General features: G+C 63.9%; 27 protein-coding genes and 1 tRNA gene. 11 read left to right on the top strand and 17 right to left on the bottom strand.

From position 1 onward, the window contains the following. The 6 genes from V1261_RS10100 to V1261_RS10075 all read left to right on the top strand — a co-directional run. A partial coding sequence (locus V1261_RS10100; RefSeq protein ID WP_329771603.1) for an IS3 family transposase occupies positions 1 to 886 on the top strand: 886 nt, incomplete at its 5' end. Positions 887 to 929: 43 nt separating this feature from the next. Further along, on the top strand, positions 930 to 1,430 hold the full coding sequence (locus V1261_RS10095; RefSeq protein ID WP_003100856.1) for a hypothetical protein: 501 nt from the start codon (positions 930 to 932) through the stop codon (positions 1,428 to 1,430). Continuing rightward, positions 1,427 to 1,798, top strand: coding sequence for a hypothetical protein (locus tag V1261_RS10090; protein ID WP_003100853.1), 372 nt, complete (start codon positions 1,427 to 1,429; stop codon positions 1,796 to 1,798). The genes V1261_RS10095 and V1261_RS10090 overlap by 4 nt, the downstream gene beginning before the upstream one ends. Next, entirely contained in the window at positions 1,792 to 2,349 is a 558-nt protein-coding gene (locus V1261_RS10085; protein WP_003100847.1) for a recombinase family protein, read from the top strand. The genes V1261_RS10090 and V1261_RS10085 overlap by 7 nt, the downstream gene beginning before the upstream one ends. 1 nt (position 2,350) lies before the next feature. Then, positions 2,351 to 2,599, top strand: a complete 249-nt coding sequence (locus V1261_RS10080) for a hypothetical protein (protein WP_329771602.1) — start codon at positions 2,351 to 2,353, stop codon at positions 2,597 to 2,599. Positions 2,600 to 2,617: 18 nt separating this feature from the next. Beyond that, complete coding sequence (locus V1261_RS10075; protein ID WP_329771601.1) at positions 2,618 to 2,944, top strand: NGK_0946 family protein; 327 nt, start codon at positions 2,618 to 2,620, stop codon at positions 2,942 to 2,944. A gap of 16 nt (positions 2,945 to 2,960) precedes the next feature. Here V1261_RS10075 and V1261_RS10070 read toward each other — a convergent pair whose 3' ends face one another. Genes V1261_RS10070 through cadR form a run of 3 tightly spaced genes read right to left on the bottom strand, consistent with a single transcriptional unit; the run spans position 2,961 to position 4,839 of the window. Beyond that, positions 2,961 to 3,458 carry a flavodoxin family protein gene (locus V1261_RS10070; RefSeq protein WP_329771600.1) on the bottom strand — a complete coding sequence of 166 codons (498 nt, stop codon included), beginning with the start codon at positions 3,456 to 3,458 and terminating at the stop codon, positions 2,961 to 2,963. An 11-nt stretch (positions 3,459 to 3,469) separates the two neighbouring features. Continuing rightward, positions 3,470 to 4,351: a pirin family protein gene (locus tag V1261_RS10065; RefSeq protein ID WP_329771599.1), complete on the bottom strand. Its 882-nt coding sequence runs from the start codon at positions 4,349 to 4,351 to the stop codon at positions 3,470 to 3,472. 14 nt (positions 4,352 to 4,365) lie between these two features. Beyond that, entirely contained in the window at positions 4,366 to 4,839 is a 474-nt protein-coding gene (cadR, locus tag V1261_RS10060; RefSeq protein WP_329771598.1) for a Cd(II)/Pb(II)-responsive transcriptional regulator, read from the bottom strand. Positions 4,840 to 5,008: 169 nt separating this feature from the next. On the opposite strand from cadR, the gene V1261_RS10055 reads away from it, so the two are divergent. Next, on the top strand, positions 5,009 to 7,456 hold the full coding sequence (locus V1261_RS10055; protein ID WP_329771597.1) for a heavy metal translocating P-type ATPase: 2,448 nt from the start codon (positions 5,009 to 5,011) through the stop codon (positions 7,454 to 7,456). 3 nt (positions 7,457 to 7,459) lie between these two features. On the opposite strand, the gene V1261_RS10050 is transcribed toward V1261_RS10055, so the two are convergent. Continuing rightward, a complete protein-coding gene (locus tag V1261_RS10050) occupies positions 7,460 to 8,212 on the bottom strand; it encodes a dihydrodipicolinate reductase C-terminal domain-containing protein (RefSeq protein ID WP_329771596.1) in 753 nt (250 codons plus the stop codon). Positions 8,213 to 8,556: 344 nt separating this feature from the next. Between V1261_RS10050 and V1261_RS10045 the strand changes: the two genes are divergently transcribed. Beyond that, positions 8,557 to 9,180 carry an FMN-binding negative transcriptional regulator gene (locus V1261_RS10045; RefSeq protein ID WP_329771595.1) on the top strand — a complete coding sequence of 208 codons (624 nt, stop codon included), beginning with the start codon at positions 8,557 to 8,559 and terminating at the stop codon, positions 9,178 to 9,180. A gap of 105 nt (positions 9,181 to 9,285) precedes the next feature. Here V1261_RS10045 and V1261_RS10040 read toward each other — a convergent pair. The 9 genes from V1261_RS10040 to thrS all read right to left on the bottom strand — a co-directional run bounded on the left by V1261_RS10040 (position 9,286) and on the right by thrS (position 17,501). Then, positions 9,286 to 9,362 (bottom strand) — tRNA-Pro (locus V1261_RS10040). 70 nt (positions 9,363 to 9,432) lie between these two features. Next, positions 9,433 to 9,837, bottom strand: coding sequence for a MerR family transcriptional regulator (locus V1261_RS10035; protein ID WP_329771594.1), 405 nt, complete (start codon positions 9,835 to 9,837; stop codon positions 9,433 to 9,435). Positions 9,838 to 9,949: 112 nt separating this feature from the next. After that, complete coding sequence (locus V1261_RS10030; RefSeq protein ID WP_329771593.1) at positions 9,950 to 10,288, bottom strand: integration host factor subunit alpha; 339 nt, start codon at positions 10,286 to 10,288, stop codon at positions 9,950 to 9,952. 48 nt (positions 10,289 to 10,336) lie between these two features. Continuing rightward, on the bottom strand, positions 10,337 to 12,766 hold the full coding sequence (pheT, locus tag V1261_RS10025; protein ID WP_329771592.1) for a phenylalanine--tRNA ligase subunit beta: 2,430 nt from the start codon (positions 12,764 to 12,766) through the stop codon (positions 10,337 to 10,339). Positions 12,767 to 12,823: 57 nt separating this feature from the next. Beyond that, complete coding sequence (gene pheS, locus V1261_RS10020; protein WP_329771591.1) at positions 12,824 to 13,861, bottom strand: phenylalanine--tRNA ligase subunit alpha; 1,038 nt, start codon at positions 13,859 to 13,861, stop codon at positions 12,824 to 12,826. Positions 13,862 to 14,134: 273 nt separating this feature from the next. Continuing rightward, positions 14,135 to 14,494, bottom strand: coding sequence for a 50S ribosomal protein L20 (gene rplT / locus V1261_RS10015; RefSeq protein WP_026320743.1), 360 nt, complete (start codon positions 14,492 to 14,494; stop codon positions 14,135 to 14,137). 26 nt (positions 14,495 to 14,520) lie between these two features. Continuing rightward, entirely contained in the window at positions 14,521 to 14,724 is a 204-nt protein-coding gene (rpmI, locus tag V1261_RS10010) for a 50S ribosomal protein L35 (RefSeq protein WP_018715890.1), read from the bottom strand. A 151-nt stretch (positions 14,725 to 14,875) separates the two neighbouring features. Then, positions 14,876 to 15,499: a translation initiation factor IF-3 gene (gene infC / locus V1261_RS10005; protein WP_329771606.1), complete on the bottom strand. Its 624-nt coding sequence runs from the start codon at positions 15,497 to 15,499 to the stop codon at positions 14,876 to 14,878. A gap of 70 nt (positions 15,500 to 15,569) precedes the next feature. Beyond that, the gene (thrS, locus tag V1261_RS10000; protein ID WP_329771590.1) at positions 15,570 to 17,501 is read right to left on the bottom strand and encodes a threonine--tRNA ligase; all 1,932 of its coding nucleotides are present in this window, start codon (positions 17,499 to 17,501) and stop codon (positions 15,570 to 15,572) included. A 359-nt stretch (positions 17,502 to 17,860) separates the two neighbouring features. Here thrS and V1261_RS09995 point away from each other — a divergent pair, with 359 nt between their 5' ends. Together V1261_RS09995 and V1261_RS09990 are read left to right on the top strand one after the other, a co-directional pair. Next, positions 17,861 to 18,487, top strand: coding sequence for a DUF6806 family protein (locus V1261_RS09995; protein WP_329771589.1), 627 nt, complete (start codon positions 17,861 to 17,863; stop codon positions 18,485 to 18,487). A gap of 6 nt (positions 18,488 to 18,493) precedes the next feature. Further along, positions 18,494 to 19,792: an MFS transporter gene (locus tag V1261_RS09990; protein ID WP_329771587.1), complete on the top strand. Its 1,299-nt coding sequence runs from the start codon at positions 18,494 to 18,496 to the stop codon at positions 19,790 to 19,792. Positions 19,793 to 19,795: 3 nt separating this feature from the next. On the opposite strand, the gene murI is transcribed toward V1261_RS09990, so the two are convergent. From murI to V1261_RS09970, 4 genes are all read right to left on the bottom strand, one after another. Continuing rightward, positions 19,796 to 20,650, bottom strand: a complete 855-nt coding sequence (murI, locus tag V1261_RS09985; RefSeq protein WP_329771586.1) for a glutamate racemase — start codon at positions 20,648 to 20,650, stop codon at positions 19,796 to 19,798. Between the two features lie 16 nt (positions 20,651 to 20,666). Continuing rightward, complete coding sequence (locus tag V1261_RS09980; RefSeq protein ID WP_329771585.1) at positions 20,667 to 21,374, bottom strand: fumarylacetoacetate hydrolase family protein; 708 nt, start codon at positions 21,372 to 21,374, stop codon at positions 20,667 to 20,669. 72 nt (positions 21,375 to 21,446) lie between these two features. Beyond that, a complete protein-coding gene (locus V1261_RS09975) occupies positions 21,447 to 23,000 on the bottom strand; it encodes a fumarate hydratase (RefSeq protein ID WP_329771584.1) in 1,554 nt (517 codons plus the stop codon). A 192-nt stretch (positions 23,001 to 23,192) separates the two neighbouring features. Beyond that, positions 23,193 to 23,762, bottom strand: coding sequence for a hypothetical protein (locus tag V1261_RS09970; protein WP_329771583.1), 570 nt, complete (start codon positions 23,760 to 23,762; stop codon positions 23,193 to 23,195). Between the two features lie 166 nt (positions 23,763 to 23,928). On the opposite strand from V1261_RS09970, the gene V1261_RS09965 reads away from it, so the two are divergent. Then, positions 23,929 to 25,023, top strand: a complete 1,095-nt coding sequence (locus tag V1261_RS09965) for a phospholipase (protein WP_329771582.1) — start codon at positions 23,929 to 23,931, stop codon at positions 25,021 to 25,023.

Here is a 25,023-nt window from a genome sequence, read left to right as displayed (position 1 = left end):
GGCAGTCCGGGTGAGGTACGCGTTTATCCAGCGCCATGAGGGTGTACACGCGGTACGCCGTCTATGTTCGGTGCTGAGGGTCCATCCCAGCGGCTATTACGCCTGGAAGCACAAACCCTACAGCGACAAGCAACGCGATGACCAGCGTCTGCTGGGCCTGCTCAAGCAAGCTTGGCTGGAAAGTGGCTGCGTGTATGGGTACCGCAAGCTGACTCTGGACATGCGCGATCTGGGTGAGCCGTGCGGCAAGCATCGTGTGGCACGTCTGCTGCGCGCAGCAGGTATCCGTTCACAGACGGGCTATCGGCGCCGCCATGGCAGCCGGGGCGGCAGGCCTGCCGTGGTGGCTCCCAATCATCTGAATCGGCAGTTCACGCCGATGGGTCCCAATCAGGCATGGGTGACGGACATCACCTATATCCGCACGCACGAGGGCTGGCTGTACCTGGCTGTCGTACTTGATCTATTCTCCAGGCAGGTTATTGGCTGGTCCATGGGCAGTCGCATCGATAGCGATCTGGCTTTGAGCGCGCTGCTGATGGCCATCTGGCGCAGGCAGCCCAAGGAGTCGGTTCTGGTGCATTCCGATCAGGGGTGTCAGTTCACGGGGCAGGATTGGCAGAAGTTGCTGCGCGCGCACAATCTGGTCAGCAGCATGAGTCGGCGCGGCAACTGCCACGATAACGCGGTGGCGGAGAGCTTCTTTCAACTGCTCAAGCGCGAGCGGATTCGTCGCCAGATCTATTCCACCCGGCAGGATGCGCGGGCCGATGTCTTCAACTACATCGAGATGTTCTACAACCCCAAACGACGCCACAATACATGCGGGGCGGTATCCCCGATGGAATTCGAAAAACGTCACTACCAGCGGCTCGCGAGTGTCTAGTAGATCCGGGTCGATTCAGCCTGCTGCGCAAGTGGATGAGCAAATGAAGCTCTCCTTCCATCAGCACATTGCGCTGTTCTGGATGATCGGTGCTCCGGGCGTCTTCGCGCCCGTGATCGAGAACGCCAAGCGGCCCGATGCCGGCGCCGTCATGGCGTGGGGTGTCGCGATCGTGGCGGTGATGATCCTCTTCACCCCTTTGCTGCTGCGCTGTCCACCATTCCGGCGCTGGTATGGCCGGACGGATGCGCTGTCGGAGCGGCAGCGCCAGGCGCTTGCCGAGCGCGGCCTGCGCCGCTACTACCAGACCGCTTTCGATGACGGCTACGTGCCCCGCGTGATGCCCTACGTGTGGCGCATCATCTGGACGGTCGGCGGGTTGATGGCTGTGACCGCCGTACTGCCTACCAACACCGGACGGCCAGCCTTCGATGCCTTGGTGGTCTTCTCGACCTGGTATCCGATAGGCGTGATGCTGCTGGTTTTCGCGTCGAGGCCCCTTGGCCGGTTGATTCGCCAAAGAGCACAGGAGCGGCGGAAATGAGCACGTCAACCATCGAGGCGCTGGCCAGCGCCTGGGCAAGGATTGCCGAGGAAGCGGAATTCCCCGCTGACTACGAGGGGACTGCCACACCACAAGCGCATCGGGCTAGCGAAGCTATTCAGGAGCAGATTCGGGAGCGCATCGTCGCCACCAACGACATGCGGCTGTTCAGCCTGCTGCACCTGCTGGGTCAGGCGTCGCTGCGCATGGAGCAAGCGCTGTGGCCGGAGGATTACGAGCGGATGACGCGCGAGGTTGAGGAAGCCCTGCGGCAAGCCACCGACGCCAACGCCAGATCGTACACCCACGAAGAAGTGATGCAGGCGATGCAGGAACGCATCGACCGGGCGCGAGACAAGCCATGTTGATTGGCTATGCGCGCGTCTCGACGCAGGATCAGAACCTGGAGCTGCAACGCGAAGCCTTGAGCAAGGCCGGATGTAAAAAGGTCTTCGAGGACAAGGTGAGTGGCACGCGGGCAGACCGGCCTGGCTTGGCCAAGACGCTCGAAATGCTGCGCGAAGGCGATACTTTGGTCGTCTGGAAGCTCGACCGGCTGGGCCGGTCGGTCAAGCAACTGGTCGATCTGGTCGGCGATCTGCACAAGCACGGTGTCCAGTTCAGGAGCCTCACCGACTCCATCGACACCGGCACACCATCCGGGCGGTTCTTCTTCCACGTCATGGCGAGCCTTGCCGAAATGGAGCGCGAGCTGACCGTCGAGCGCACCCGCGCCGGGCTGGAAGTCGCCAAGCAGCTCGGCCGCAAAGGCGGCCGCAAGCCGAAGATGACCGACAGCAAGATCGAGTCGGCCAAGAAGCTGCTGGCCAGCGGGGTGCCGCCCAAGGACGTGGCCAAGAACCTCGGCGTGTCCATTCCGACGCTGTACCGCTGGGTGCCAGCCTCCACGCACGCTTAGCGTGCTTTATTTTCCGTTTTCTGAGACGACCCCTATTGGCCTGAGTGCCTGTACAAGCATCGTCACGGGCCATCGTCAGATCGATTCGGCGGCAGCAGCCGATTTGGCAGTCCAGTCTGCACAGATCCGCGCCGCTGAGCGACAGGAACGCGCCGAATTCCGTCAGGAAGAGCGCGAATCCCTGATGGATCAGGCTGATGCGATCCAGCGTGCCACCGGCGGCAATGCTGCCGCATATCTCATCTACTGATGTAGCAGGGGGAATGCGATGAAATACCATCTGATTGCCGCTGCCATACTGGTCAGCCTGCTGACAGCCTGCGCCACGGACAATACTGTGAGCAGCTACGCCACCGGTGACGATACTGCAGCCGTCAAGCAGGGACGCAACCGCAGCGTGGCACAACTGTCCGAAAGCGAATTGCGCCAGCACCGTCGCCAGCGCAGCAATGCTGTGGAGGAACTGGCGCTGGATACCGTCAAACGTCGCGCCAAGACTGAGGAAGTGCAGGACACACTGAACACTGCCAACCGAGCGTTGGAAACCGTCAATGGCGTAATAGGCACCATCCGCAACCTGCGCTGGGGCTTCTGAACCTGAGGACAGGACCTCAGAACACCCCCATCGCCAGCCCCGCCGCCATCGCCTCTCCCAGCTCCCGACAGCGCTCCAGCTCTTCCACCGGAATCTGCTTGGGCGCCAGGATCTGTTCCGGCTCCTGCGCATGGGTGCAGACGATGATCGGTTCGGCGACCGGCTTGAGCCGCCAGCCGGTGGCAATGCGCGCAATCTGCTGTGCCGCATTGCTACCATCGCTGCCAGCGCAAATCAGCGTGGCATAGGGCCGGCCCTGGATGCGGTCCAGCGCCGGGTAGTAGCAGCGGTCAAAGAAATCCTTCAGCATGCCGCTCATGCTGGCCAGGTTTTCCGGCGTGGCAAACACCAGGCCGTCGGCTTGCAGCACATCGTCGGGTTGGGTAGCGGCAGCGTGTTGCAGGCGTACCTGCACTTCGCCTGCCGCGCTGGCGCCAGCCTGAAAGGCCTGTGCCATCTGCAGCGTGCCGCCAGTCAGACTGTGGTAGACGATCAGCAGGGTGGGCATGGGCATAAGTGCTTCCGTCAACGCACAGCCCACGGCACACGTGGCGCCACCAGCGGTGGCCCGTCAAAGCCGTCCACCTGGCCAAAACGGCCGTTGGCGCTTTCCCAATCCTGCTGTGCCTGGGCAATCGCTTCGCGGCTGTAGCCGACAAAGTTCCACCAGATCGTCGGCGTGGACGGCAGCGGCTCGCCGCCAATCAGCAGGGCGCGCGTGCCGGCCGGCAGTTGCAACTGGAGACTGTCCTGGCCGGGCGGCAGGTAGAGCAGCTCATCGGCGTCCAGCGCCTCGCCATTGACCTTGGCCGGGCCGGTCAGCGGCATCAGGCCGTATTCAAAATCGCGTTCCAGCGGCAGCCGCAGCGCCACGTCTTGCTGCGCCAGCAGGTCCACACCCAGCAGCGGAGAATGTATCTCCACCGGCGAGGTGTAGCCCAGCCAGTCACCCACCAGCAGTGTCTGTTCCAGACCGCCCTGGCGCCAGCGTGGCAGTTCCGGATAGTGTTGGAAATCGGGTTCCATGTGCGACAGCGCTTCCGGCAGCGCAATCCACAACTGCGCCGTGTCCAGGCGCGTCTCGCCCGGAGCCGATTCTTCCGTGTGGCTGATGCCGTGGCCGGAGGTCATCAGGTTGACCTGACCGGGCCGGATCATCTGCACATGGCCCAGGCTGTCGCGGTGCAGCACCTGGCCTTCGAGCATCCAGGTAAAGGTCTGCAGGCCGATATGCGGGTGCGGGCCGACGCGCAGGCCCTGGCCGGGCGCGAAAGTCGCCGGACCGGCATGGTCCAGAAAGCACCAGGCGCCAATCGTGCGCTGCAGGCGCGAGGGCAGGGTGCGCGCCACGGCCATGCCGTCGCCGATCTCGGCCTTGCGCGGGGGAATGCGTTGCGGGGTTTGCATAGCGATACTCCTGGTCAGGGGCGTCCGCCCAGGCCGTGCGTCCCATGCACATGGCCTTCGGCAGACGGGGTGGAAGCGGGTTCGGGATCCTGCTGGGCATGTTCCTGCAGCGTGCGCAGAATGCCGCATTCGCAGACCTGGCGCGCCTCGCGGCAGGTTTCGCGCAATGCCTGCAGCTGCAGTTCCAGTGCCTGCAATTCACGGATGCGCGCCGCGACATGGCCGATATGCTCGTCGAGCAGATCGTTGATCTGGGCGCAGTTCTGCAGCGGCTCCTGCTGGAAGCGCAACAGCGCGCGGATTTCGTCCAGCGTCATGTCCAGATTTCGGCAATGCCGGATAAAGGACAACCGCTCCACATGCGCCGGCGTGTAGAGGCGGTAATTGCCTTCGCTGCGCGGCGGCGCCTCCAGCAGTCCGCTGCGCTCGTAGTAGCGGATGGTTTCGGCTGTGGTGTGGGTGGCGCGCGCCAGTTCTCCGATCTTCATGCGACTCCTTGCGTGTGCAGGCAGGCTTCCAGTGTGCCTGTTTCTGCCATGCCATGATCCCGGTCAAGGTCTTTCAGCCGCGCTTGACCTTGACATGATGGCAAGGCTTACCCTAGCTGGCAGAGTGTGTGGACGATGATGAGCACCATACCGCAAATAGGACAAGAACATGCCAGCCGACAACATCAGCCTGCCCGTAGAGGGCATGACCTGCGCCTCCTGTGTAGGCCGGGTCGAACGCGCCCTGAAGAAAGTCCCCGGCGTCAGCGATGCCGCCGTCAACCTGGCGACCGAACGCGCCGATGTCACGGTGGACGGTGCTGATCGCGCCAGCCTGATTGCCGCAATCGAAAAGGCCGGCTATGCCGTGCCGCAGCAGACTATTGAGCTCTCGGTCGAGGAAATGACCTGTGCCTCCTGCGTGGCGCGTGTCGAGCGGGCGCTGAAGAAGGTGCCCGGTGTCAGCAGCGCCAGCGTCAACCTGGCGACCGAGCGCGCCACCGTGCACGGCAGTGCCGATGTGCAGGCCCTGATCGATGCCGTCACGCGTGCCGGCTATCCGGCGCGCCAGGCCAGCAACAGCGCCGCCATGCAGCAGGAGCTGGAACAGCGCAAGCAGGCCGAACAATCCGCCCTGAAACGTGACCTGTGGCTGGCCGCCATCCTGACGCTGCCGGTGTTTATCCTGGAAATGGGATCGCACCTGATCCCGGCAATGCACCATTGGGTGCAGGACGCCATCGGCATGCAGAACAGCTGGTACCTGCAGTTCGTGCTGACCACGCTGGTGCTGGCCGGACCGGGCCGGCGTTTCTTCACGCTGGGTTTTCCGGCGCTGTTCCGTGCTGCACCGGACATGAACAGCCTAGTGGCGGTGGGCGCCTCGGCCGCCTATGCGTTTTCCATCGTGGCCACCTTTCTGCCGCGCCTGTTGCCGGCGGGTACCGTCAACGTCTATTTTGAGGCGGCGGCGGTCATCGTCACGCTGATCCTGCTCGGTCGCTACTTGGAAGCACGCGCCAAGGGCCGCACCTCAGAAGCGATCCAGCGCCTGGTCGGCATGCAGGCCAAGACGGCGCGCGTACGCCGCGACGGCAGTGTGCAGGAAGTGTCGATTGCCGAAGTGCGCCCCGGCGATATCGTCGAGGTGCGTCCGGGCGAACGCGTGCCGGTCGATGGCGAGGTGACCGATGGCGACAGCTGGATCGATGAAAGCATGATCTCGGGCGAACCGGTGCCGGTGCAGAAGACCGCCGGTGCCAGCGTGACGGGTGGCACGGTCAACCAGACCGGCGCCTTTGCGTTTCGCGCCACCGCGGTTGGCGAATCCACCATGCTGGCGCAAATCATTCGTATGGTCGAGCAGGCGCAGGGCGGCAAGCTGCCGATCCAGGGCCTGGTCGATCGCATCACCATGTGGTTTGTGCCGGCGGTGATGGCGCTGGCGGTGCTGACCTTCCTGGTTTGGCTGCTGTTCGGCCCGGAGCCGGCGCTGACCTTTGGCCTGGTCAATGGCGTGGCGGTGCTGATCATCGCCTGCCCCTGTGCCATGGGTCTGGCCACGCCGACTTCCATCATGGTCGGTACCGGCCGTGGTGCCGAGTTGGGCGTGCTGTTCCGCAAGGGCGAGGCGCTGCAGACGCTGCAGGAGGTCCAGGTGGTGGCTTTCGACAAGACCGGTACCCTGACCGAAGGTCGCCCGGTGCTGACCGATCTGGTGCTGGCTGACGGCTTCACGCGCGAGCAGGTGCTGCCGCTGCTGGCCGCCGCCGAAGGCAAGTCCGAACACCCGATTGCGCGCGCCATTGTGGCTGCCGCCGAGGGCATGACCCTGCCCGACGTCAGCCGGTTCGATTCCGTCACGGGCTTTGGCATTGCCGCCGAGGCCGGTGGCCAGCGCGTGGACATCGGTGCCGATCGCTACATGCAACAACTCGGCCTGTCTGTCGATGGCTTTGCCGCCGATGCGCAACGCCTGGGCGATGAAGGCAAGTCGCCGATGTACGCCGCGATCGATGGCCGCCTGGCCGCCATCCTGGCTGTGGCCGACCCGATCAAGCCGACGACGCCCGCCGCGATCCAGGCCATGCATGCCATGGGCCTGCGCGTGGCCATGGTCACCGGCGACAACCGCCGTACCGCCGATGCCATTGCGCGCCAGCTCGGCATCGATGAGGTGGTGGCGGAGGTGCTGCCCGATGGCAAGGTCGCCGCCATCCAGCAGCTGCGCCAGCACGGCAAGCTGGCCTTTGTCGGGGATGGTATCAATGACGCGCCGGCGCTGGCCGAAGCCGATATCGGCCTGGCTGTGGGGACCGGCACCGATATCGCCATCGAGGCAGCGGATGTGGTGCTGATGACCGGCCGTCTGACCGCGGTGTCGGACGCGATCGCGCTGTCACGCGCCACCATGCGCAATATCCGGCAGAACCTGTTCTGGGCCTTTGCCTACAACACGGCGCTGATTCCGGTGGCGGCCGGCGTGCTCTATCCGTCTTTCGGCATCCTGCTGTCGCCGGTATTTGCGGCTGGCGCCATGGCGATGAGCTCGGTATTTGTGCTGGGCAATGCGCTGCGGCTGCGGCGCTTCAAGCCGCAAGCGGGTAGCGACAGCTGATAGTCAATGGTGGGGCTCGAGCAACTCCGAGCGCAAGCGGTGCAGCATCAGGTCATCCAGCGAGTGGAAGCCGACATCGCACTGCGCCAGTTCGGCCAGGGCAAAGGCCGCGCCAGTGCCAAAGGCCTCGCGCCGGATCGAATCATGGATCAGGCGCACGGTCTGGTGCGGGAAGCCGAAAATCACCTCGTGGTGACCGACGATGCCACCCACGCGCAGGGACACCACGTTGTCGGGATCGACGTCGAGCTTTTCCGCCAGCTTGCGTGCCGTGCCGGACACCTCGGGCTTGTCGCGGAAATGCTGCTCCACGATCTCGACATCGGCAAACGGTGCAATCGTGCGCAGCAGCCGCGCTGACAGCATCAGGAAGTTGATCCCCAGCGTGATATTGGGCGAACTCATCACGCGCGTCTTGTCGCCCAGTCGCTTCACGAAAGCCAGCTGTTCGTCGTCGTAAGAGGAAATCGCCGTCACCAGCATGATGCCGCGGCGCGCGACGATCTCGCCATAACGCGCCACACTGGACGCATCGGAAAAATCCACGATGGCCTGTACCGGGTGGTCGTCCAGCCATTGCTCCAGATCCAGTTCGTCCAGGCCAACGATCGGAATCTCCGGGCGTTCTTCCATGTGGCTGTCCGGGGGCGCCGAGCGGCGCATGATCCACTGGAGCTGATAGCGTGGGTCGTTGGCGAGGATCCGTGCCACGGCCTGGCCGGCCTTGCCATAACCCATCAATCCGACAGTCATCATCGTGTGTTTCTCCTTTGCTGGGCCGGGCAGAACTGCAGTCCCGGTCTGAATGGGGGCATCACGTAGCGCGGAACCTTCCCTGCAGAAGGGAGACAAGAGAGCCGGATGGACACACAAGAGGCCCGATCCGGCGGCTCCGGCTGAAAATTGGTTTTACCTGTTACCAGAATAAACGCAAAAAAACCGATTTCAGGCCTTTAGCCTGTATTTCCGAATGTGTTGAGGGGAAATAAAATCATAACTATTCACTATATGAAATCTCGGGTGGTGTCATGGCCCGGGCGGGGCAAGGCCGATGCCCGCTGGTTATCATGCGGACAGCCTCATTGATCGGAGCGCATGCCATGTACCTGCCAGAACAGTTCCACGAAACACGACCAGACGTGCTGCAGCAGCTGATCGCCGAATTTCCATTCGCCACGCTGGTGAACGTGGGTCCGGATGGCCTGCCCGTGGCCAACCACCTGCCGTTTTATCTCGATCCTGAAACGGGAAGCTTGCGTGCCCATATGGCGCGCGCCAATCCGCTGTGCCAGCAACTGCAGGACGGCCAGCCGGTGCTGCTGGTTTTTCAGGGCGGCGACAGCTATATCTCGCCCAGCTGGTACCCGAGCAAGGAAGAGGCGCATCGCCAGGTACCGACCTGGAACTACCGCGTGGTCCATGTGCGTGGCCGTGTGCAACTGCGCGAAGACCAGCGCTTTCTGCTCGGGGTGCTGGCTCGCCTGACGCGACAGCAGGAGGTCACGCAGGCCAAGCCCTGGAAAATGAAGGATGCCGAGCACGACTTCCTGTTCGATCAGCTGAAGGAAATCGTCGGCATCGAGGTTTTTGTCGACAGCATCACCGGCAAGTTCAAGCTCGGCCAGAATAAGGAAGATCGGGACCGATTGGGCGCAGCAGACGGCCTGGAAACGCGCGGTGAGCATGCCATGGCGCAGCATATGCGGGAAGCCGGCCGAAAATAGGCACCAGCCAGGCACAAAGGGAGACCTTGGGGAGACGAGGAGGAGAATCTTCCTCCAGAAAAGACAAACGGGCTAGCTCCAGAAGAGCTAACCCGTTGTTTTTATTGGTCGGCGTGGCGGGATTCGAACTCGCGACCCCTTGCACCCCATGCAAGTGCGCTACCAGGCTGCGCCACACGCCGAAGTCATAAATTATAGCTTGTTTTTGAGGATTTTCTCAAGCGCCTGTGAAAATCTTCAGAGGGGAATGGCTCAGGACAGGAAACCCAGGATGGCTTCCAGCTCCTTGCGCAGGCTGCCGACATCGGTGATGGGTGGCAGTTCGCTGCTCTTGACGTCCGGGTGAACGGGCAGGGTGGCCGGTCTGCTGGAAGCAGCGGCTGCGGCAGACTTGCTGTTCTTGCTCATCTCCAGCTGGTGGCGCGCGCCGCTGATGGTGAAACCCTGCTCGTACAGCAGGTTGCGGATCTGGCGCACCATCAGCACCTCGTGGTGCTGGTAGTAGCGGCGGTTGCCGCGTCGCTTCATGGGCGTGAGCTGGGTGAATTCCTGCTCCCAGTAGCGCAGCACGTGTGGCTTGACGCCACACAGCTCGGCCACTTCACCAATGGTGAAATAGCGTTTCGCTGGAATCGGGGGAAGTTCGGTACTGCTCATGTGCCTGTATAGGAGACAAAAACTCCATCATCATACGCCAATGCCGGTGCAAATCAGGGACTTGGCCGGCATACCCAATGCGCCACCGGAGGTGGCAGGTGCCAGTGCCGTCTCAGTCCTCGTCGCCGGGAGAGGGCTCGTCGCCCTGCACGATGGCCTTGAGCTTGTTGCTGGCGTGGAAGGTGACGACACGGCGTGCGTCGATCGAGATCAGCTCGCCAGTGCGCGGGTTGCGACCCGGGCGCGGCGACTTCGAGCGCAGCTGGAAGTTGCCGAAACCGGAGATCTTCACGTCATTCCCCTTGACCAGCTCCTGCACGATCAGGTCGAAAAAGGCGTCGACCATGTCCTTGGCTTCGCGCTTGTTCAGACCGATGTTGTCGAACAGCTTTTCGGCCAGCTGGGCCTTGGTCAGGGTCGGGGTTTCGAGGGAGTCGAGGGCAATGTCCATGGTCGTGCAGCAAGAGGTTCAGGAGCGTAATGGTAGCGTGTTCTGCGATCAGCCGCGTTGACGTGCGCCAACACTGCTGATCAGCTGGTTCAGCACCGCCTGGCGCGCCTGTTCCAGCGCCTCGTCGGTCAGGGCAGCGGCATCGTTCTGCAGCAGCAGGCGGATCGCGACGCTTTTCTCGTCGGTGGCCAGCCAGTCCACGGCCTGGCCGGCCTTGGCGCGGAAAATGTCGAACACGCTGGCGCTGCGCAGCAGGCCTTGCGTCGGTGCGGCCCGGGCGGCTGCGATCAGCTGGTCGTGCGTGACCGATTCCTTCACGATCACGGCAATGTCGCGTTCGGCGGCCTGGTACTTGGGCACCGGCTGCGAATGCGGCAGCGGGCGCTGCAGCACGGCTTCCCAGTCCAGCTCGAACAGCACCGGGGCCTGCGGTAGCTCGTAGGCCTGGCGCCAGCGCGGGTGCAGTTCGCCCACCACGCCAATTGCACGGCCATCCAGCAGGATGCGGGCGCAGCGGCCCGGGTGCAGTGCCGGATGCTCGGCGGCCTCGAATACCGGACGCTGCGGTGCCAGCAGCGCTTCCACATCGCCCTTGGCATCGTAGAAATCGGCTGCGCCTTCCTTGGCATTGCCCCAGTGCGGCACGTTCAGCGCGCCGTAGGCCATGCCGGCAACACGCATCGGCTGATTGAAGCCGGCCACGGTGGTATCGCTGTCCACCACGGAATCGTCACGCAGGAAGATGTGGCCGACCTCGAACACGCGCACGCGGCTGGCCTTGCGGTCCAGGTTGAACTTGACCACGTTCAGCAGCGAGCCGATCAGCGACGTGCGCATCACGCTCATCTGGCTGGCGATCGGGTTCAGCAGGCGGATCGGGTTATCGTTGCCGGCCAGCTCACGCTCCCAGCGCTCCTCGACAAAGCTGTAGTTGATGGTTTCCTGGTAGCCCAGCGCGGCCAGCTGGCGGCGCACGGCAAACGGGTTGCGCTGCGTCTCCAGCGAAATCTTGGGTGTGATCGGGGCTTGCGGCGGTGTCGTCGGCAGGTTGTCGTAGCCGATGATGCGGATCACTTCCTCGATCAGATCTTCTTCGCAGCTGAGGTCAAAGCGGTAGCTCGGCGGCGTGACAGTGATCAGATTGCCATCGAGCTCGCTCGGCAGACCGAGGCCGCGCAGCGCGGACAGGCATTGCTCGGCCGTGACCGGCATGCCGATGACCTTGCTGGCGCGATCCACGCGCAGCGTGACCGGCTTGGCCTGCGGCATAGCCGGCTGCACATCGCTGGCCGGCCCGGCCTCGCCGCCGCAGATCTCCAGGATCAGCTGGCTGATGCGTTCCACCACCTGCAGCGTGCGCGCCGGATCGACGCCGCGCTCGTAGCGGTGGCCAGCATCGGTGCTGAAGTTGTAGCGGCGTGAACGGCCAGCCACGGACTTGGGCCACCAGAAGGCGACCTCGACATAGACGTTCTGCGTGTCGTCACCGACGGCGGTGGCGTCGCCGCCCATGATGCCGGCCAGCGATTCCACTTCCTGCGCATCGGCAATCACGCCGACCTGGCTGTCCAGCGCTACCGTGTTGCCGTTGAGCAGCTTGAGCTGTTCGCCCTCACGGCCCCAGCGCACGTTGAGTTCGGAGCCATGGATCTTGTCGCGGTCAAAGATGTGCGAAGGCTGGCCTAGCTCGAACATCACGTAGTTGGAGATGTCCACCAGGGCCGAGACACTGCGCTGGCCGCAGCGTGCCAGGCGGTCCACCATCCAGCCCGGGGTAGCGGCCTCGGTGTTGACGCCCCGGATCACGCGGCCGCTGAAACGGCCGCACAGTTCAGGGGCTTCCACGGTGACCTTGACGGCATCGTCACTGCTGACGGCGACGCTGGCTTCAGGCAGGGCCTGCAGCGGCGCGCCGGTCAGGGCCGACACCTCGCGCGCGATGCCGTACACGCTCAGGCAGTGCGCCAGGTTGGGCGTGAGCTTGAGCGTGAACAGCGTGTCGTCCAGATCCAGGTACTCGCGGATGTCCTGGCCGACCGGCGCATCGGCCGGCAGTTCCAGCAGGCCGCCGTGGTCATCGGACAGGCCCAGTTCGCGCGAGGAGCACAGCATGCCAAAGCTCTGCACGCCGCGCAGCTTGCCGACCTTGATCTTGAACGGCTTGCCGTCTTCACCGGGCGGCAGCTCTGCGCCCACCATGGCGCAGGGGATCTTGATGCCGGGGCGCGCGTTGGGTGCGCCGCAGACGATTTGCAGCAGCTCGCCGGTGCCGGCATCGACCTTGCACACGCGCAGGCGGTCGGCATCGGGATGCTGTTCGGCCTCCTTGATCTCGGCCACGACGATGGAGGTGAAGGGCGGCGCCACCGGACGCAGCTCTTCGACTTCCAGACCAGCCATGGTCAGGGTGTCGGCCAGCTGTTCGGTACTCAGGGGCGGGTTGCAGAATTGACGGAGCCAGGATTCGGGGAATTGCATGGGATATTCAGGACAGGAATGCGGTCAGCGGGGAGGGCGGCAGTGCGGTCAGCCGGTTCAGCGGAACTGGCTCAGGAAGCGCACGTCGCCATCAAAGAACAGGCGCAGGTCGTTCACGCCATAACGCAGCATGGTGAAACGGTCCAGGCCCATGCCAAAGGCAAAGCCGATGTATTGCTCGGGATCCAGGCCCATGTTGCGGATCACGTTCGGGTGCGTCTGGCCGCTGCCGGCCACTTCCAGCCACTTGCCGGCCAGCGGGCCGCTCTGGAACTGGATATCGATTTCGGCGCTGGGCTCGGTGAACGGGAAGAAGCTCGGGCGGAAGCGCAGCACCAGGTCATCGCTCTCGAAAAACTTGCGGCAGAACTCGGTAAACACCACCTTCAGGTCCTTGAAGCTGATGTTCTCGCCAACCCACAGGCCTTCGCACTGGTGGAACATCGGCGAGTGGGTGGCGTCGCTGTCCACGCGATAGGTACGGCCTGGGGCAATCACGCGCACCTCGGGGATGCGCTGGCCGGCGTCCAGCAGGTTCTGGTGGCGCTTGACGTGCTGTACCGCATGGCGGATCTGCATCGGGCTGGTGTGGGTACGCAGCAGGCTGCCGCCTTCGACGTAGAAGGTGTCGTGCATGGAGCGTGCCGGGTGGTCTTCCGGCGTGTTCAGCGCGGTGAAGTTGAACCAGTCGGATTCGATTTCCGGGCCGCGCGCCACTTCAAAGCCCATCGAGCCGAACAGCTGCTCGATGCGCTCCATGGTCAGCGTCACCGGATGCAGGCCACCGGCACCACGCTGGCGGCCGGGCAGGGTGACGTCGAGCGCCTCGGCCTGCAGCTGGGCCTGCAGCTCGGCTTCGGCCAGCGCCTGGCGGCGTGCCGTCAGCGCGGCCTCGATCGCCTGCTTGGCCTGGTTGATGGCGGCGCCACGGGTCTTCTTGTCCTCGACGCTGAGCTGGGCCATGCCCTTCATCAGTTCGGTGATCTGGCCGGATTTGCCGAGGAAACGCGCCTTGGCGTTTTCCAGGTCATTCGGGGTGCTGGCTTGGTCGAAACTCTGCTGCGCGCTGGCAACAATGGCTTCCAGGTCGTTCATGGAGGATTCTTGCAATGGTGGCAGCGCGGCAGGCGCTGCCTGGGTCTGACAAAGGGAATACGGGAGTGTGCTGCAAGGCAGCACGCCGTGAAACGGCATCCAGCCATTGTCGCCGCTTTGGGTGACAAATGGGTGGATGCGGTCTCTGCGACTGGGGCAGAAGGCCATGGAAAAAGGGCTGGACCTTGTGCAGGACCAGCCCTTTGCTTTGGCCAGCGGGTTCGCCAGGTGTCAGTTGACAGGCAACAGGCGACGCAGTGAACCCGTCGTGACTCAGGCTGCCAGCTTGGCCTTGACCTGGTTCACGATGCTGGTGAAAGCAGCCGCATCATGCACGGCGATATCGGCCAGCACCTTGCGGTCGATTTCGATGGCGGCTTTCTTCAGACCATTGGTGAACTGGCTGTAAGTCAGGCCATTGGCACGGGCAGCGGCGTTGATACGGGTGATCCACAGCTGGCGGAACACGCGCTTCTTGTTACGACGATCGCGGTAGGCATACTGGGCAGCCTTCATGACTGCCTGCTTGGCTACGCGATAGACGTTACCACGACGACCACGGAAACCCTTGGCCAGGGCGAGGACTTTCTTGTGACGGGCACGTGCCGTTACACCACGTTTGACGCGAGGCATATTATTTCTCCTTGTTCGTCAGTTGATTACAGGCCTTGCTTGGGCAGCATCTGTGCCATGTGACCCATGTTGGTCTCATGGACATCCACTGCGCCGCGCAGGTGGCGCTTGTTCTTGGTGGTCTTCTTGGTCAGGATGTGGCGCTTGAAAGCCTGGCCACGCTTGACGCTACCACCCGGACGAACGCGGAAACGTTTCTTCGCGCTGCTCTTGGTCTTCATTTTGGGCATTGGAATGCTCCTTTTTTGTTGTGCTCGTGAGGCGGAACGTCACCTTGACATCCTCTTGCAGGCCCCGAGCCACTTGTTGTTGCCGATTCCGTTGCCGGAACGACTGAATGACAGGCCGCTTGCGCCGCCTGTCAGACGGGGTGCGACAGCCTTACTGGCCGTCGGCTTCAGCTGCAGGCGCGGAAGCGGCCTGCGGCTTGTTGTCCTTGGGACTGACTGCCTTCTTGCGGCCAGGGGCGATCATCATGATCATCTGGCGGCCTTCCAGCTTGGGGAACTGTTCTACCACGATGCTGTCGCCGAGCTCATCGCGGATGCGCTGCAGCAGGTCCATGCCCAGCTGCTGGTGCGTGATCTCGCGGCCGCGGAAGCGCAGCGTGATCTTGCACTTGTCGCCGTCTTCCAGGAAGCGGCGGATGTTGCGCATCTTGATGTTGTAGTCGCCGTCATCGGTGCCAGGGCGGAATTTCACTTCCTTGACCTCGATGACCTTCTGCTTGGCCTTGGCTTCGGCAGCCTTCTTCTGTTCCTGGTACTTGAACTTGCCGTAGTCCATCAGGCGGCAGACCGGGGGATTGGCCGTGGCGGCAATTTCCACCAGGTCCACGTCCAGGTCTCCGGCCATGCGCAGGGCTTCCTGCAGGGAAACGATGCCCAGGGGCTCGTTGTCCGGGCTGGACAGGCGTACTTCAGGAGCCGTGATTTCACGGTTCAGGCGGTGCTTGCGTTCTTCACGCTGGCGGCGATCACGAAATTCGGTAGCGATGGTAGATATCCTTTTTTCAGTTACGGTAGGTTCACGCAAGACAGGCGACCATCCATTGCTGGTTGGCCGCCGGCAGCGATCAGGCAGAAGGGGCTTCTGTCTGCAGGGACTTGCGGGCGATGTCCTGCTGGAGCAGTTCGGCGAACGCATCCACCGACATCACGCCCAGATCCTGGTTGCCTCTGGCGCGCACGGCCACGCTGTTGTGCTCTTTTTCCTTGTCGCCAACGACCAGGATGTACGGCAGCTTCTGCGTGGCATAACTGCGTATTTTATAGGTAATCTTGTCGTTGTGCAGGTCCGTGATGACCCGGATGCCTTGTTTTCGCAGCGTTTCTGCCACGTTTTTGGCGTAATCGGCCTGTGCATCGGTGATATTGAGCACGGCAACCTGAACCGGCGCCAGCCAGGAGGGCAGGGCGCCCGCATACTGTTCGATCAGGATGCCGATGAATCGTTCCATGCTGCCGACAATCGCGCGGTGCAGCATCACCGGACGGTGGCGGCCGCCATCCTCGCCGACGAATTCGGCGTCCAGGCGTTCTGGCATCGAGAAGTCGACCTGGATCGTGCCGCACTGCCATTCCCGGCCGATGGCGTCTTTCAGCGTGTACTCGATCTTGGGGCCGTAGAAGGCACCGTCGCCGGGGGAGATCACGTAGTCGCAGCCGGAAGCGCGCAGGCTTTCCATCAGCGCGTGCTCGGCCTTGTCCCAGACTTCGTCGGAGCCGATGCGCTGCTCGGGACGCGTCGAGACCTTGTAGATGATGTTGCTGAAGCCGAAATCGGCATAGACCTTTTGCAGCAGGCTTGTGAAGGCGCTACATTCGGCCAGGATCTGGTCTTCGGTACAGAAGATGTGGCCGTCGTCCTGCGTGAAGGCACGCACGCGCATGATGCCGTGCAGGCCGCCGCTGGGTTCGTTGCGGTGGCACTGGCCGAATTCGCCGTAGCGCAGCGGCAGGTCACGGTAGCTGCGCACGCCCTGCTTGTAGATCAGGATGTGGCCGGGGCAGTTCATCGGCTTGAGTGCGTAATCGCGCTTTTCCGATTCGGTGGTGAACATGTTCTCGCGGTACTTGTCCCAGTGGCCGGTCTTTTCCCACAGGCCCTTGTCGAGCAGCTGCGGGCCTTTCACTTCCTGGTAGCCGTTGTCGCGGTAGACGTTGCGCATGTACTGCTCGACCTGCTGCCAGATGGTCCAGCCCTTGGGGTGCCAGAACACGGTACCGGGGGAGTGCTCGTCGATGTGGAACAGGTCCAGCTCGCGTGCCAGCTTGCGGTGGTCGCGCTTCTCGGCTTCTTCCAGCATGTGCAGATAGGCTTTCAGCTCGTCCTTGCTGGCCCAGGCGGTGCCGTAAATGCGCTGCAGCATCTCGTTCTTGCTGTCGCCGCGCCAGTAGGCGCCAGCCACCTTCATCAGCTTGAAGTGCTTGAGCTTGCCGGTGCTGGGCACGTGCGGGCCGCGGCACAGGTCCTCGAAGGCGCCTTCGCGGTAGAGCGAGACGTCTTCATTGCTCGGGATGCTGGCGATGATCTCGGCCTTGTAGTCTTCGCCCATGCCCTTGAAAAAGGCCACGGCCTCGTCGCGCGGCAGCACGCGGCGCTGCACCGGCTCGTCCTTGTTGGCGAGTTCGGTCATCTTCTTCTCGATGGCAACCAGGTCTTCCGGCGTGAACGGGCGCTTGTAGCTGAAGTCGTAGTAGAAGCCGTTGTCGATCACCGGGCCGATGGTGACCTGGGCGTCGGGGAACAGCTCCTTGACGGCGTAGGCCAGCAGGTGCGCGGTGGAGTGGCGGATCAGCTCCAGGCCGTCGGCGTCCTTGGCGGTGACGATGGCCAGGGCGGCGTCCTGCTCGATCAGGTAGCTGGTATCGACCAGCTTGCCGTCGACCTTGCCGCCCAGGGCGGCCTTGGCCAGACCGCTGCCAATGCTGGCGGCGACATCGGCCACGGTGACGGATTGCTCGAAACTGCGCTGGGAACCGTCGGGAAGAGTGATCTGGATCATGGTGTGCATCAATGGGGGCAAGAAAAAAGCGCGGGGTGCCGCGCTTGATAGGGGTGGTTTCCGGGTCAGGCCGGGAAAACCGGGCGCGCAGGCAGCGTGCCGGCAGCCGTAGTGCGGTTGCCGTGCATGGGCGAGGTGCTAGTTCGCGGTGTCATAACCCGTGCTGCCTTTCCTGCTCTTGCTGGTTGAAGGGAATACCCGCATTTTACCCTGTCTGCGCCAGACTGGCATTTTCCGGCTTGCAAGGGCTTGGCAAATGTGTACAAATCATGACCAGTTGCCGGATGGGCTCCGGTACACTTGCAGCACCGGGTGCCTGCAGTCAGTGCGCCCCAGATGATGAAAGCAAGAGAAATCCTATGGCACATTACGATCCCCCTTTTGAAATTCATGTGCACGGCGAGGTCTCTCTGCATCCTGAAGTGACGACCGATGACGTGGCCGAAGCGCTGCGTCCGCTGTGGCAGTATGCGGGTGCGCGCTCGCTCGCCGATGGCGCTGCCAGCGCCTATGACGAGGAGCCCGGCATCCAGTACGACCAGCGCCAGAATCTGCTGCGCATGTGCTGGACAGTGCGCGGCGATGAAGGTTTCCGCCGCCATATCGATGACATGTGCATGAACCTCAACGAACTGGCCAGCACCGGCGCGCCGATCGAGGTCACTTTCTACGACACCGAATACGACGACGAGGACAACGAGAATCGTGGCGAGGAAGCGCGCGACGATTTCATGATCGTGTTCGTCGGCCCGACGCCGGCCGCCATCATGCAGATCCAGCGCGACCTGCTGGTGCAGGATGTGATCGCGGTGATGGAGCGCCACTTCGACAGCAACGAGCTGCGCGGCGTGGTGGAAGAGGTGGACAAGCTGTTCACACAGCGCTTTGATGCGCTGGTCGAATCGCTGGAACTGGGCAAGCCGCCAAGCGGCTCCGGCCCGGCTGGCCATCGCGGCCCGGGCCGCAACAAGCGCCACCTGCACTGATCGCCGATGCGCGCCTTGCTGCCTGAGACGGCGCTCAACCCCAGTGTGCGCCGGCGCGAGGTGTTTGGCTGGGCGCTGTACGATTTTGCCAATTCCGGCTACACCACCGTGGTGCTCACGGCGGTGTTCTCTGCCTATTTCGTTTCGGCTGTAGCTGGTGCGACCAGCTGGGCGACGCTGCTGTGGACGCTGGCAATCGGCCTGTCGAATGCCATCGTGATGCTGCTGATGCCGGCGCTGGGCGCCTGGGCCGACCAGCGTGCCGCCAAGAAGCGGCTGCTGATGCTGGTGACGCTGCTGTGCGTGCTGTTTACGGCTGCGCTGGCACTGGCGCAGCCGGGGATGGTGGCGCTGGCGGTGCTGCTGATTGTCATCTCCAATACCTTCTACAGCATGGGCGAGTCGCTCACGGCGGCATTCCTGCCGGAGCTGGCGCGGCCCGAGGCGATGGGGCGAGTGAGCGGACTCGGCTGGGGCTTTGGCTATGCCGGCGGCATGCTGACGCTGGCCGTGTGCCTGGCCTTCGTGCTGTGGGCGCAGGCGCAGGGCATGCCGGCCGGGCAGTATGTGGCGGTGACCATGCTGATCACGGCGGCACTGTATGGGCTGCCGGCGCTGGGCACGTTTGCGCTGCTGCGCGAGCATGCACGGCCACGCGCGCAGACCACGCGCACCGGTATCGCGCATGGCTTTGGCCAGCTGCGCTACACTTGGCAGCAGACCCGACAACTGCCGGACCTGCGCCTGCTGCTCGGCAGCACGGTGTGCTATCAGGCTGGCGTGGCGGTGGCGATCACGCTGGCGGCTATCTATGCCGAGCAGGTGATCGGCTTTGAATCGCAGGAAACCATGATCATGGTGCTGGCGCTGAACCTGGCGGCGGCATTCGGGGCGCTGCTGTTTGGCCAGCTGCAGGACCGCATTGGCCACCGGCTGGCGCTGGCACTGACGCTGGTCGGCTGGATCATGGTCTGCCTGCTGGCGGCATCGGCCAGTGGCAAGCCGCAGTTCTGGGTGGCGGCCACGATTGCCGGCTTGTGCATGGGCAGCAGCCAGTCAGCCGGGCGCGCCATGGTCGGGCTGTTTGCACCGCCGCAGCAGCTGGCGGAATACTTTGGCCTGTGGACCACGGTCACGCGGCTGGCCAGCATCCTCGGGCCGATCAGCTACGGCCTGATTACCTGGGCCGCGTCGGGCAACCAGCGCGTGGCGATTCTGGCCTGCAGCCTGTTCTTTGTGCTTGGCATGGCCTTCCTGTGGCCGATGCGGGTGCAGCGCGGTCGCCAGGCGGCGCTGGCAGCCTGATCTTCAGATCTGGACCTGTTCAACCTGGGCAGCGTGAATGCCCAGCCACTTGTCGGCGGCGAGTGCCAGCCGTTCGGGCGCGGCAGTGCACAGCCAGAACAGTTGACGTGGCGTGCCGACTTCCGGATCAGGGGTGTTGAGGCGGGTCTTTTCCAGCAGGCGGCGCGTCTGCAGCGCCACCGATTCGCCCGGATCGATCAGCGTGACGGCCGGGCCGACCAGCTCCTGCAGCGTGCGGGCAGCAAACGGGTAGTGCGTGCAGCCCAGCGCCAGGGTGTCAATGCCGTGCTCCGGGTCCTGTCCGGCAAAGGGTTCCAGTGCCTGCACGTAGATCGCGCACAGGCGCTGCACTTCGGCCAGCCCGGCCGGGCCATCCAGCGCATTCTCGATCGCCAGTGCCAGGCCGTTGCAGGCCTGCACGCGCACATCATGCTCACCCCGCCAGGTCTGTACCAGCTGCTGGAACTTGCTGCTGGCGACCGTGCCATGGGTAGCCATGATGCCGATATGGCCGGTGCGGGTGAGGGCGGCGGCCGGCTTGATCGCCGGTTCGATGCCGATCAGAGGGAGTGTCGGGTAACGGGCGCGCAGCTCCTGTGCCGCCTGCGCGGTGGCGGTATTGCAGGCCACCACCAGCGCCTTGATGCGGTAGCGCTCGACCAGAAAATCGGCGATGGCAAAGCTGCGCGCCTGGATCTCTTCCGTGCTGCGTTCGCCATAGGGCGCCCAGGCGGTATCGGCCAGATAGACCAGGTCTTCCTGCGGCAGCACATGCAGCAGCTCGCGCAGCACGCTCAGGCCGCCGACGCCGCTGTCGAACACGCCGATCGGCTGGCGGGAGTAATCGGTCTCGCTCACGCTCTGCCCGTCAGCATCAGGCCGCAGCCGTGATGCGCAGCGCGATGCTGCCCACGCCTTCGACTTCGCCGTGCAGCTGGTCGCCCGGCTGCACCGGGCCGACGCCTTCGGGCGTGCCGGTGTAGATCAGGTCGCCAGGCTGCAGCGTGTAGTAGCGCGACAGGTCGGCGATGACTTCGCGGATGTTCCAGATCAGCTGGTTCAGGTTGCCCGACTGGCGTTGTTCGCCATTGACCTGCAGCGTGATGGCGCCTTGCTCCAGCACCTGTTCCGGCATCGGCACGATGGGCGACAGCACAGCAGCGCCTTCAAAGTTCTTGCCGGTATCCCAGGGGCGACCCTTGTCGCGCGCCTGGTATTGCAGGTCGCGGCGCGTCATGTCAAAGCCGCAGGCGTAGCCGAAGATGTGCTGGTGTGCATCAGCTTCATCGATGTTGCGGCCGCCCTTGCCAATGGCGACGACCAGCTCCATCTCGTAGTGCAGATTGTTGGTGCGCGGTGCGTAGGGCAGGCTGCTGCCGGACGGGATCAGGTGCGCATTCGACTTGATGAAGTAGAACGCCGGATCGACCGACTTGTCGACGGTAAAGCCCATCTCGATGGCGTGTGCCAGATAGTTGCGGCCAACGCAGAAGATGCGGTTGACCGGAAAACGGCGGCTGTCGCCGGCGATCTCGGCCGAGGCCACCGGCGGGGGCGGGAAGAGGTAGCTGTCCTGTGTCATGGCAAGACCTTTGCAAGGGGGAAAAGGGCGGTAGCCCGAAGGCCACCGCCCGCAGCGGGCAGCCGGCGGCGATCAGGCCGTGGCGATGTCAATGCCCTTGAACTCGCCGGTGGCGATACGCTTTTGCCATTCGGCCGGGCCGGTGATGTGGGCGCTGGTACCGCCGGCATCCACCGCTACGGTGACCGGCATGTCTACCACGTCGAATTCGTAGATCGCCTCCATGCCCAGGTCCTCGAAGCCGACGACCTTGGCGTTCTTGATCGCCTTGGACACCAGATAGGCGGCACCGCCCACGGCCATCAGGTAGGCCGACTGGTGGTTCTTGATCGATTCGATGGCGACCGGGCCGCGTTCGGCCTTGCCGATCATGGCGATCAGGCCGGTTTTTTCCAGCATCATGTCGGTGAACTTGTCCATGCGGGTGGCGGTGGTCGGGCCAGCCGGGCCCACGGCCTCGTCACCGACCGGATCGACCGGGCCGACGTAGTAGATCACGCGGTTGGTGAAATCCACCGGCAGCGGCTCGCCCTTGGCCAGCATGTCCTGGATGCGCTTGTGCGCCGCATCGCGGCCAGTCAGCATCTTGCCGTTGAGCAGCAGGGTCTGGCCCGGCTTCCAGCTGGCGACTTCCTCCTTGGTCAGGGTGTTCAGGTCGACGCGCTTGCTGGTTTCGGTGTTGGGTGTCCAGTTGACCTGCGGCCACAGGTCCAGGCTCGGTGCGTCCAGGTAGACCGGGCCGCTGCCATCCATGACGAAGTGGGCATGGCGGGTGGCCGCGCAGTTCGGGATCATGGCGACCGGCTTGGACGCCGCGTGCGTCGGGTACATGGCGATCTTCACGTCCAGCACCGTGGTCAGGCCACCCAGGCCCTGGGCGCCAATGCCGAGGGCGTTGACCTTTTCGAACAGCTCCAGGCGCAGTTCTTCCACCTGGTCCAGCTTTTCGCCCTTGGCGGCCTTTTCCTGCAGCTGGTACATGTCCAGGTCTTCCATCAGGCTCTGCTTGGCCATCAGCATGGCTTTCTCGGCAGTACCGCCAATGCCGATACCCAGCATGCCCGGTGGGCACCAGCCGGCACCCATGGTCGGTACGGTCTTCAGCACCCAGTCGACCAGGCTGTCGGACGGGTTCAGCATGACGAATTTGGTCTTGTTCTCGGAGCCGCCGCCCTTGGCCGCCACGGTCACGTCCAGCTTGTCGCCGGGCACCAGTTCGACAAAGATCACGGCCGGCGTGTTGTCCTTGGTGTTCTTGCGCGCAAAGTGCGGATCTGCCACGACGGACGCGCGCAAGCGGTTTTCGGCCAGGCCATAGCCACGGCGCACGCCTTCGTTGATGGCGTCATCCAGGCTGCCGGTCAGGCCCTCGAAGCGCACGTCCATGCCGACCTTCAGGAACACGTTGACGATGCCGGTGTCCTGGCAGATCGGGCGATGGCCGGTGGCGGACATCTTGCTGTTGGTCAGGATCTGCGCCATGGCATCCTTCGCCGCAGGCGACTGCTCGCGCTCGTAGGCACGCGCCAGGTGCGAGATGTAGTCAGCCGGATGGTAGTAGCTGATGTACTGCAGCGCGCCAGCAATCGATTCGATCAGATCGTCCTGCTTGATGATGGTCGTCATGGGGTGTGTCCTCGTTATGGGTATGGAAAGGGCTTGCCTGGCGCGTGGCCGGGCAACATTCCCGATTTTAGCCCTTGGGGCCGGGGGTGGCGATGGATTGGGGCTATGGGCGGGATAACGTGGAGGCACTGGCGGACAGGCGCAAAAAAACCGCCATGCATGCATGGCGGTTGGCTGGTCAAGCGTGAAGTCTCAGGCCGCCGGCCGGCTCAGCCACAGAGGAAAGCGGCGCTTCTTCTCCGGCACCACCTCGGCGACCTGCGCAGTGACCGGCCCCGGCAGCGCCGGCGCATGGCCAGCTTCCAGGCAGACGCGCACGCATTCGCGGATATGCTGTTCGCCCAGGTAGCGCAGCGCGGCGTAGCCAAGCGAGGCGGCAGCGACCTGACCGGCGATCGGCACATAGCGCACGGCCTGCTTGGTGGTGAGGCGCACGCCGACCATCTTGATGGCGCGCAGCACCAGGTCGCGCGTGACCATGCGGCCGACCATCACGGCGCCGACGGTGGCGATGGCGTTTTGCAGCTTTTCCTGGCGCTCCGGATCCATCTGCCGGATCTGCTCCGGCGTCAGGCCAAAGGCCTGGTTGATCTGCGGGATCAGCTTGCTCATCAGGGTGGCATCGACAAACAGGTCCATGCCTGGAATCGGCACCATGCTGGTCACGGCGCCGGTCATGGCCTTGCGGTGCAGCATGGCGCGCGAGCGCTTCACGGCCTTTTCCAGGGTCGGGTGACCTTGTGCCATTTCCAGTGCATTCATCTAGCAGACTCCTCAAGAGGTGGTGGACAGCCAATTAGATGGGTGACGATGCCCGCGGTTCAATATTCCTGACATATCCTGCTGTAAGCAGATGCTATTTTCCGGTCGATCGCGTGACACAGTGCACGGATTTACACTGGAGCGGTCTTCCACTGCCTGATTGCCGATGCGAGCCCTTGCCCTGTATGCCGGTCCTGCCGCGCTGCGCCATATCCAGCACCATGGCCTGCAGCCGCAGCATGTGCGGGCGCTGCCGGCCGCCGCTGGTGGCCCCAAGGGCCTGATGCTGCTGCGGCTGGACCGATTCCTGTTTGGCGACTGGCTGCCGCAGTCAGATCAGCCGATCGACCTGATTGGCGCCTCCATCGGTGCCTGGCGCTGGGCTTCGGCCTGCATGCCCGATCCGGTGGCGGCCTTGCAGGAACTGGAGCGCATCTATGTGCGCGGCGATTTTGGCCAGCGCCAGGAGGCCGGCGCGCGCCATGTGCCGACGCCGGCTGAGGTCAGCGCGGCCTTTGCCCGTTTCCTGCAGCAGATGTTTGCCGGGCACGAGCAGGCCATCGTGCAGAACCCGCGTTACCGCCTGCACGTGCTGGCCTCGCAGGGACGCGGCTTGCTGCAGCGCGAGAACGGTCGCTGGCAAACCCTGGCCGGCTATCTGGCGGCCTATGCCGGCAATGCGGTGCAGCGCCAGGCGCTCGGGCGCTGGCTGCAACGGCTGGTGTTTTCTAGCGGCGGCGCAGCGCTGCCGTTTGACGATGACCGGTTTCCCACGCAGCAGATCGCGCTGGAGGCCGGCAACCTGCTGACCGTGCTGCAGGCCAGCGGTTCGATCCCGTTCGTGCTGCAGGCAGTGCACGATATTCCGGGCGCGCCGCCCGGTGCCTGCTGGGATGGCGGCATCACCGACTACCATCTGCATCTGCGCTACCGCGGCGGGCAGGGCGGCGAGAGCGGCATCGTGCTGTACCCGCATTTCCAGCGCGCCGTGATTCCGGGCTGGCTGGACAAGGCCTGGCGCTGGCGCCACGGCAGCAGTGCCGCGCTGGATCATGTGTTGCTGCTCGGCCTGCGTCCGGAGTGGGTCGCCAGCCTGCCGCGCGGCAAGCTGCCTGACCGCAGCGACTTCCGTTTTCACCTGGCCGACCCGGCTGCGCGCATGCGCGACTGGAACCAGGCCATTGCCGCCAGCGAACAGCTGGTGGATGAATTTGCCGCCTGGCTGGAGCGCCCCGATCCCGGCCAGGTCTTACCCCCTTGA

Source organism: Brachymonas sp. J145 (assembly GCF_036312245.1).
Taxonomy (GTDB): Bacteria; Pseudomonadota; Gammaproteobacteria; order Burkholderiales; family Burkholderiaceae_C; genus Brachymonas; species Brachymonas wangyanguii.
This window is presented reverse-complemented; position numbering and strand designations above follow the sequence as displayed.

Coding starts and splice junctions, on each gene's coding strand:
- V1261_RS10095 (WP_003100856.1), top strand. CDS start 930: ATGAAGCTCTCCTTCCATCAGCACATTGCGCTGTTCTGGATGATCGGT.
- V1261_RS10090 (WP_003100853.1), top strand. CDS start 1,427: ATGAGCACGTCAACCATCGAGGCGCTGGCCAGCGCCTGGGCAAGGATT.
- V1261_RS10085 (WP_003100847.1), top strand. CDS start 1,792: ATGTTGATTGGCTATGCGCGCGTCTCGACGCAGGATCAGAACCTGGAG.
- V1261_RS10075 (WP_329771601.1), top strand. CDS start 2,618: ATGAAATACCATCTGATTGCCGCTGCCATACTGGTCAGCCTGCTGACA.
- V1261_RS10070 (WP_329771600.1), bottom strand. CDS start 3,458: ATGCCCATGCCCACCCTGCTGATCGTCTACCACAGTCTGACTGGCGGC.
- V1261_RS10065 (WP_329771599.1), bottom strand. CDS start 4,351: ATGCAAACCCCGCAACGCATTCCCCCGCGCAAGGCCGAGATCGGCGAC.
- cadR (WP_329771598.1), bottom strand. CDS start 4,839: ATGAAGATCGGAGAACTGGCGCGCGCCACCCACACCACAGCCGAAACC.
- V1261_RS10055 (WP_329771597.1), top strand. CDS start 5,009: ATGCCAGCCGACAACATCAGCCTGCCCGTAGAGGGCATGACCTGCGCC.
- V1261_RS10050 (WP_329771596.1), bottom strand. CDS start 8,212: ATGATGACTGTCGGATTGATGGGTTATGGCAAGGCCGGCCAGGCCGTG.
- V1261_RS10045 (WP_329771595.1), top strand. CDS start 8,557: ATGTACCTGCCAGAACAGTTCCACGAAACACGACCAGACGTGCTGCAG.
- V1261_RS10035 (WP_329771594.1), bottom strand. CDS start 9,837: ATGAGCAGTACCGAACTTCCCCCGATTCCAGCGAAACGCTATTTCACC.
- V1261_RS10030 (WP_329771593.1), bottom strand. CDS start 10,288: ATGGACATTGCCCTCGACTCCCTCGAAACCCCGACCCTGACCAAGGCC.
- pheT (WP_329771592.1), bottom strand. CDS start 12,766: ATGCAATTCCCCGAATCCTGGCTCCGTCAATTCTGCAACCCGCCCCTG.
- pheS (WP_329771591.1), bottom strand. CDS start 13,861: ATGAACGACCTGGAAGCCATTGTTGCCAGCGCGCAGCAGAGTTTCGAC.
- rplT (WP_026320743.1), bottom strand. CDS start 14,494: ATGCCTCGCGTCAAACGTGGTGTAACGGCACGTGCCCGTCACAAGAAA.
- rpmI (WP_018715890.1), bottom strand. CDS start 14,724: ATGCCCAAAATGAAGACCAAGAGCAGCGCGAAGAAACGTTTCCGCGTT.
- thrS (WP_329771590.1), bottom strand. CDS start 17,501: ATGATCCAGATCACTCTTCCCGACGGTTCCCAGCGCAGTTTCGAGCAA.
- V1261_RS09995 (WP_329771589.1), top strand. CDS start 17,861: ATGGCACATTACGATCCCCCTTTTGAAATTCATGTGCACGGCGAGGTC.
- V1261_RS09990 (WP_329771587.1), top strand. CDS start 18,494: ATGCGCGCCTTGCTGCCTGAGACGGCGCTCAACCCCAGTGTGCGCCGG.
- V1261_RS09980 (WP_329771585.1), bottom strand. CDS start 21,374: ATGACACAGGACAGCTACCTCTTCCCGCCCCCGCCGGTGGCCTCGGCC.
- V1261_RS09975 (WP_329771584.1), bottom strand. CDS start 23,000: ATGACGACCATCATCAAGCAGGACGATCTGATCGAATCGATTGCTGGC.
- V1261_RS09970 (WP_329771583.1), bottom strand. CDS start 23,762: ATGAATGCACTGGAAATGGCACAAGGTCACCCGACCCTGGAAAAGGCC.
- V1261_RS09965 (WP_329771582.1), top strand. CDS start 23,929: ATGCGAGCCCTTGCCCTGTATGCCGGTCCTGCCGCGCTGCGCCATATC.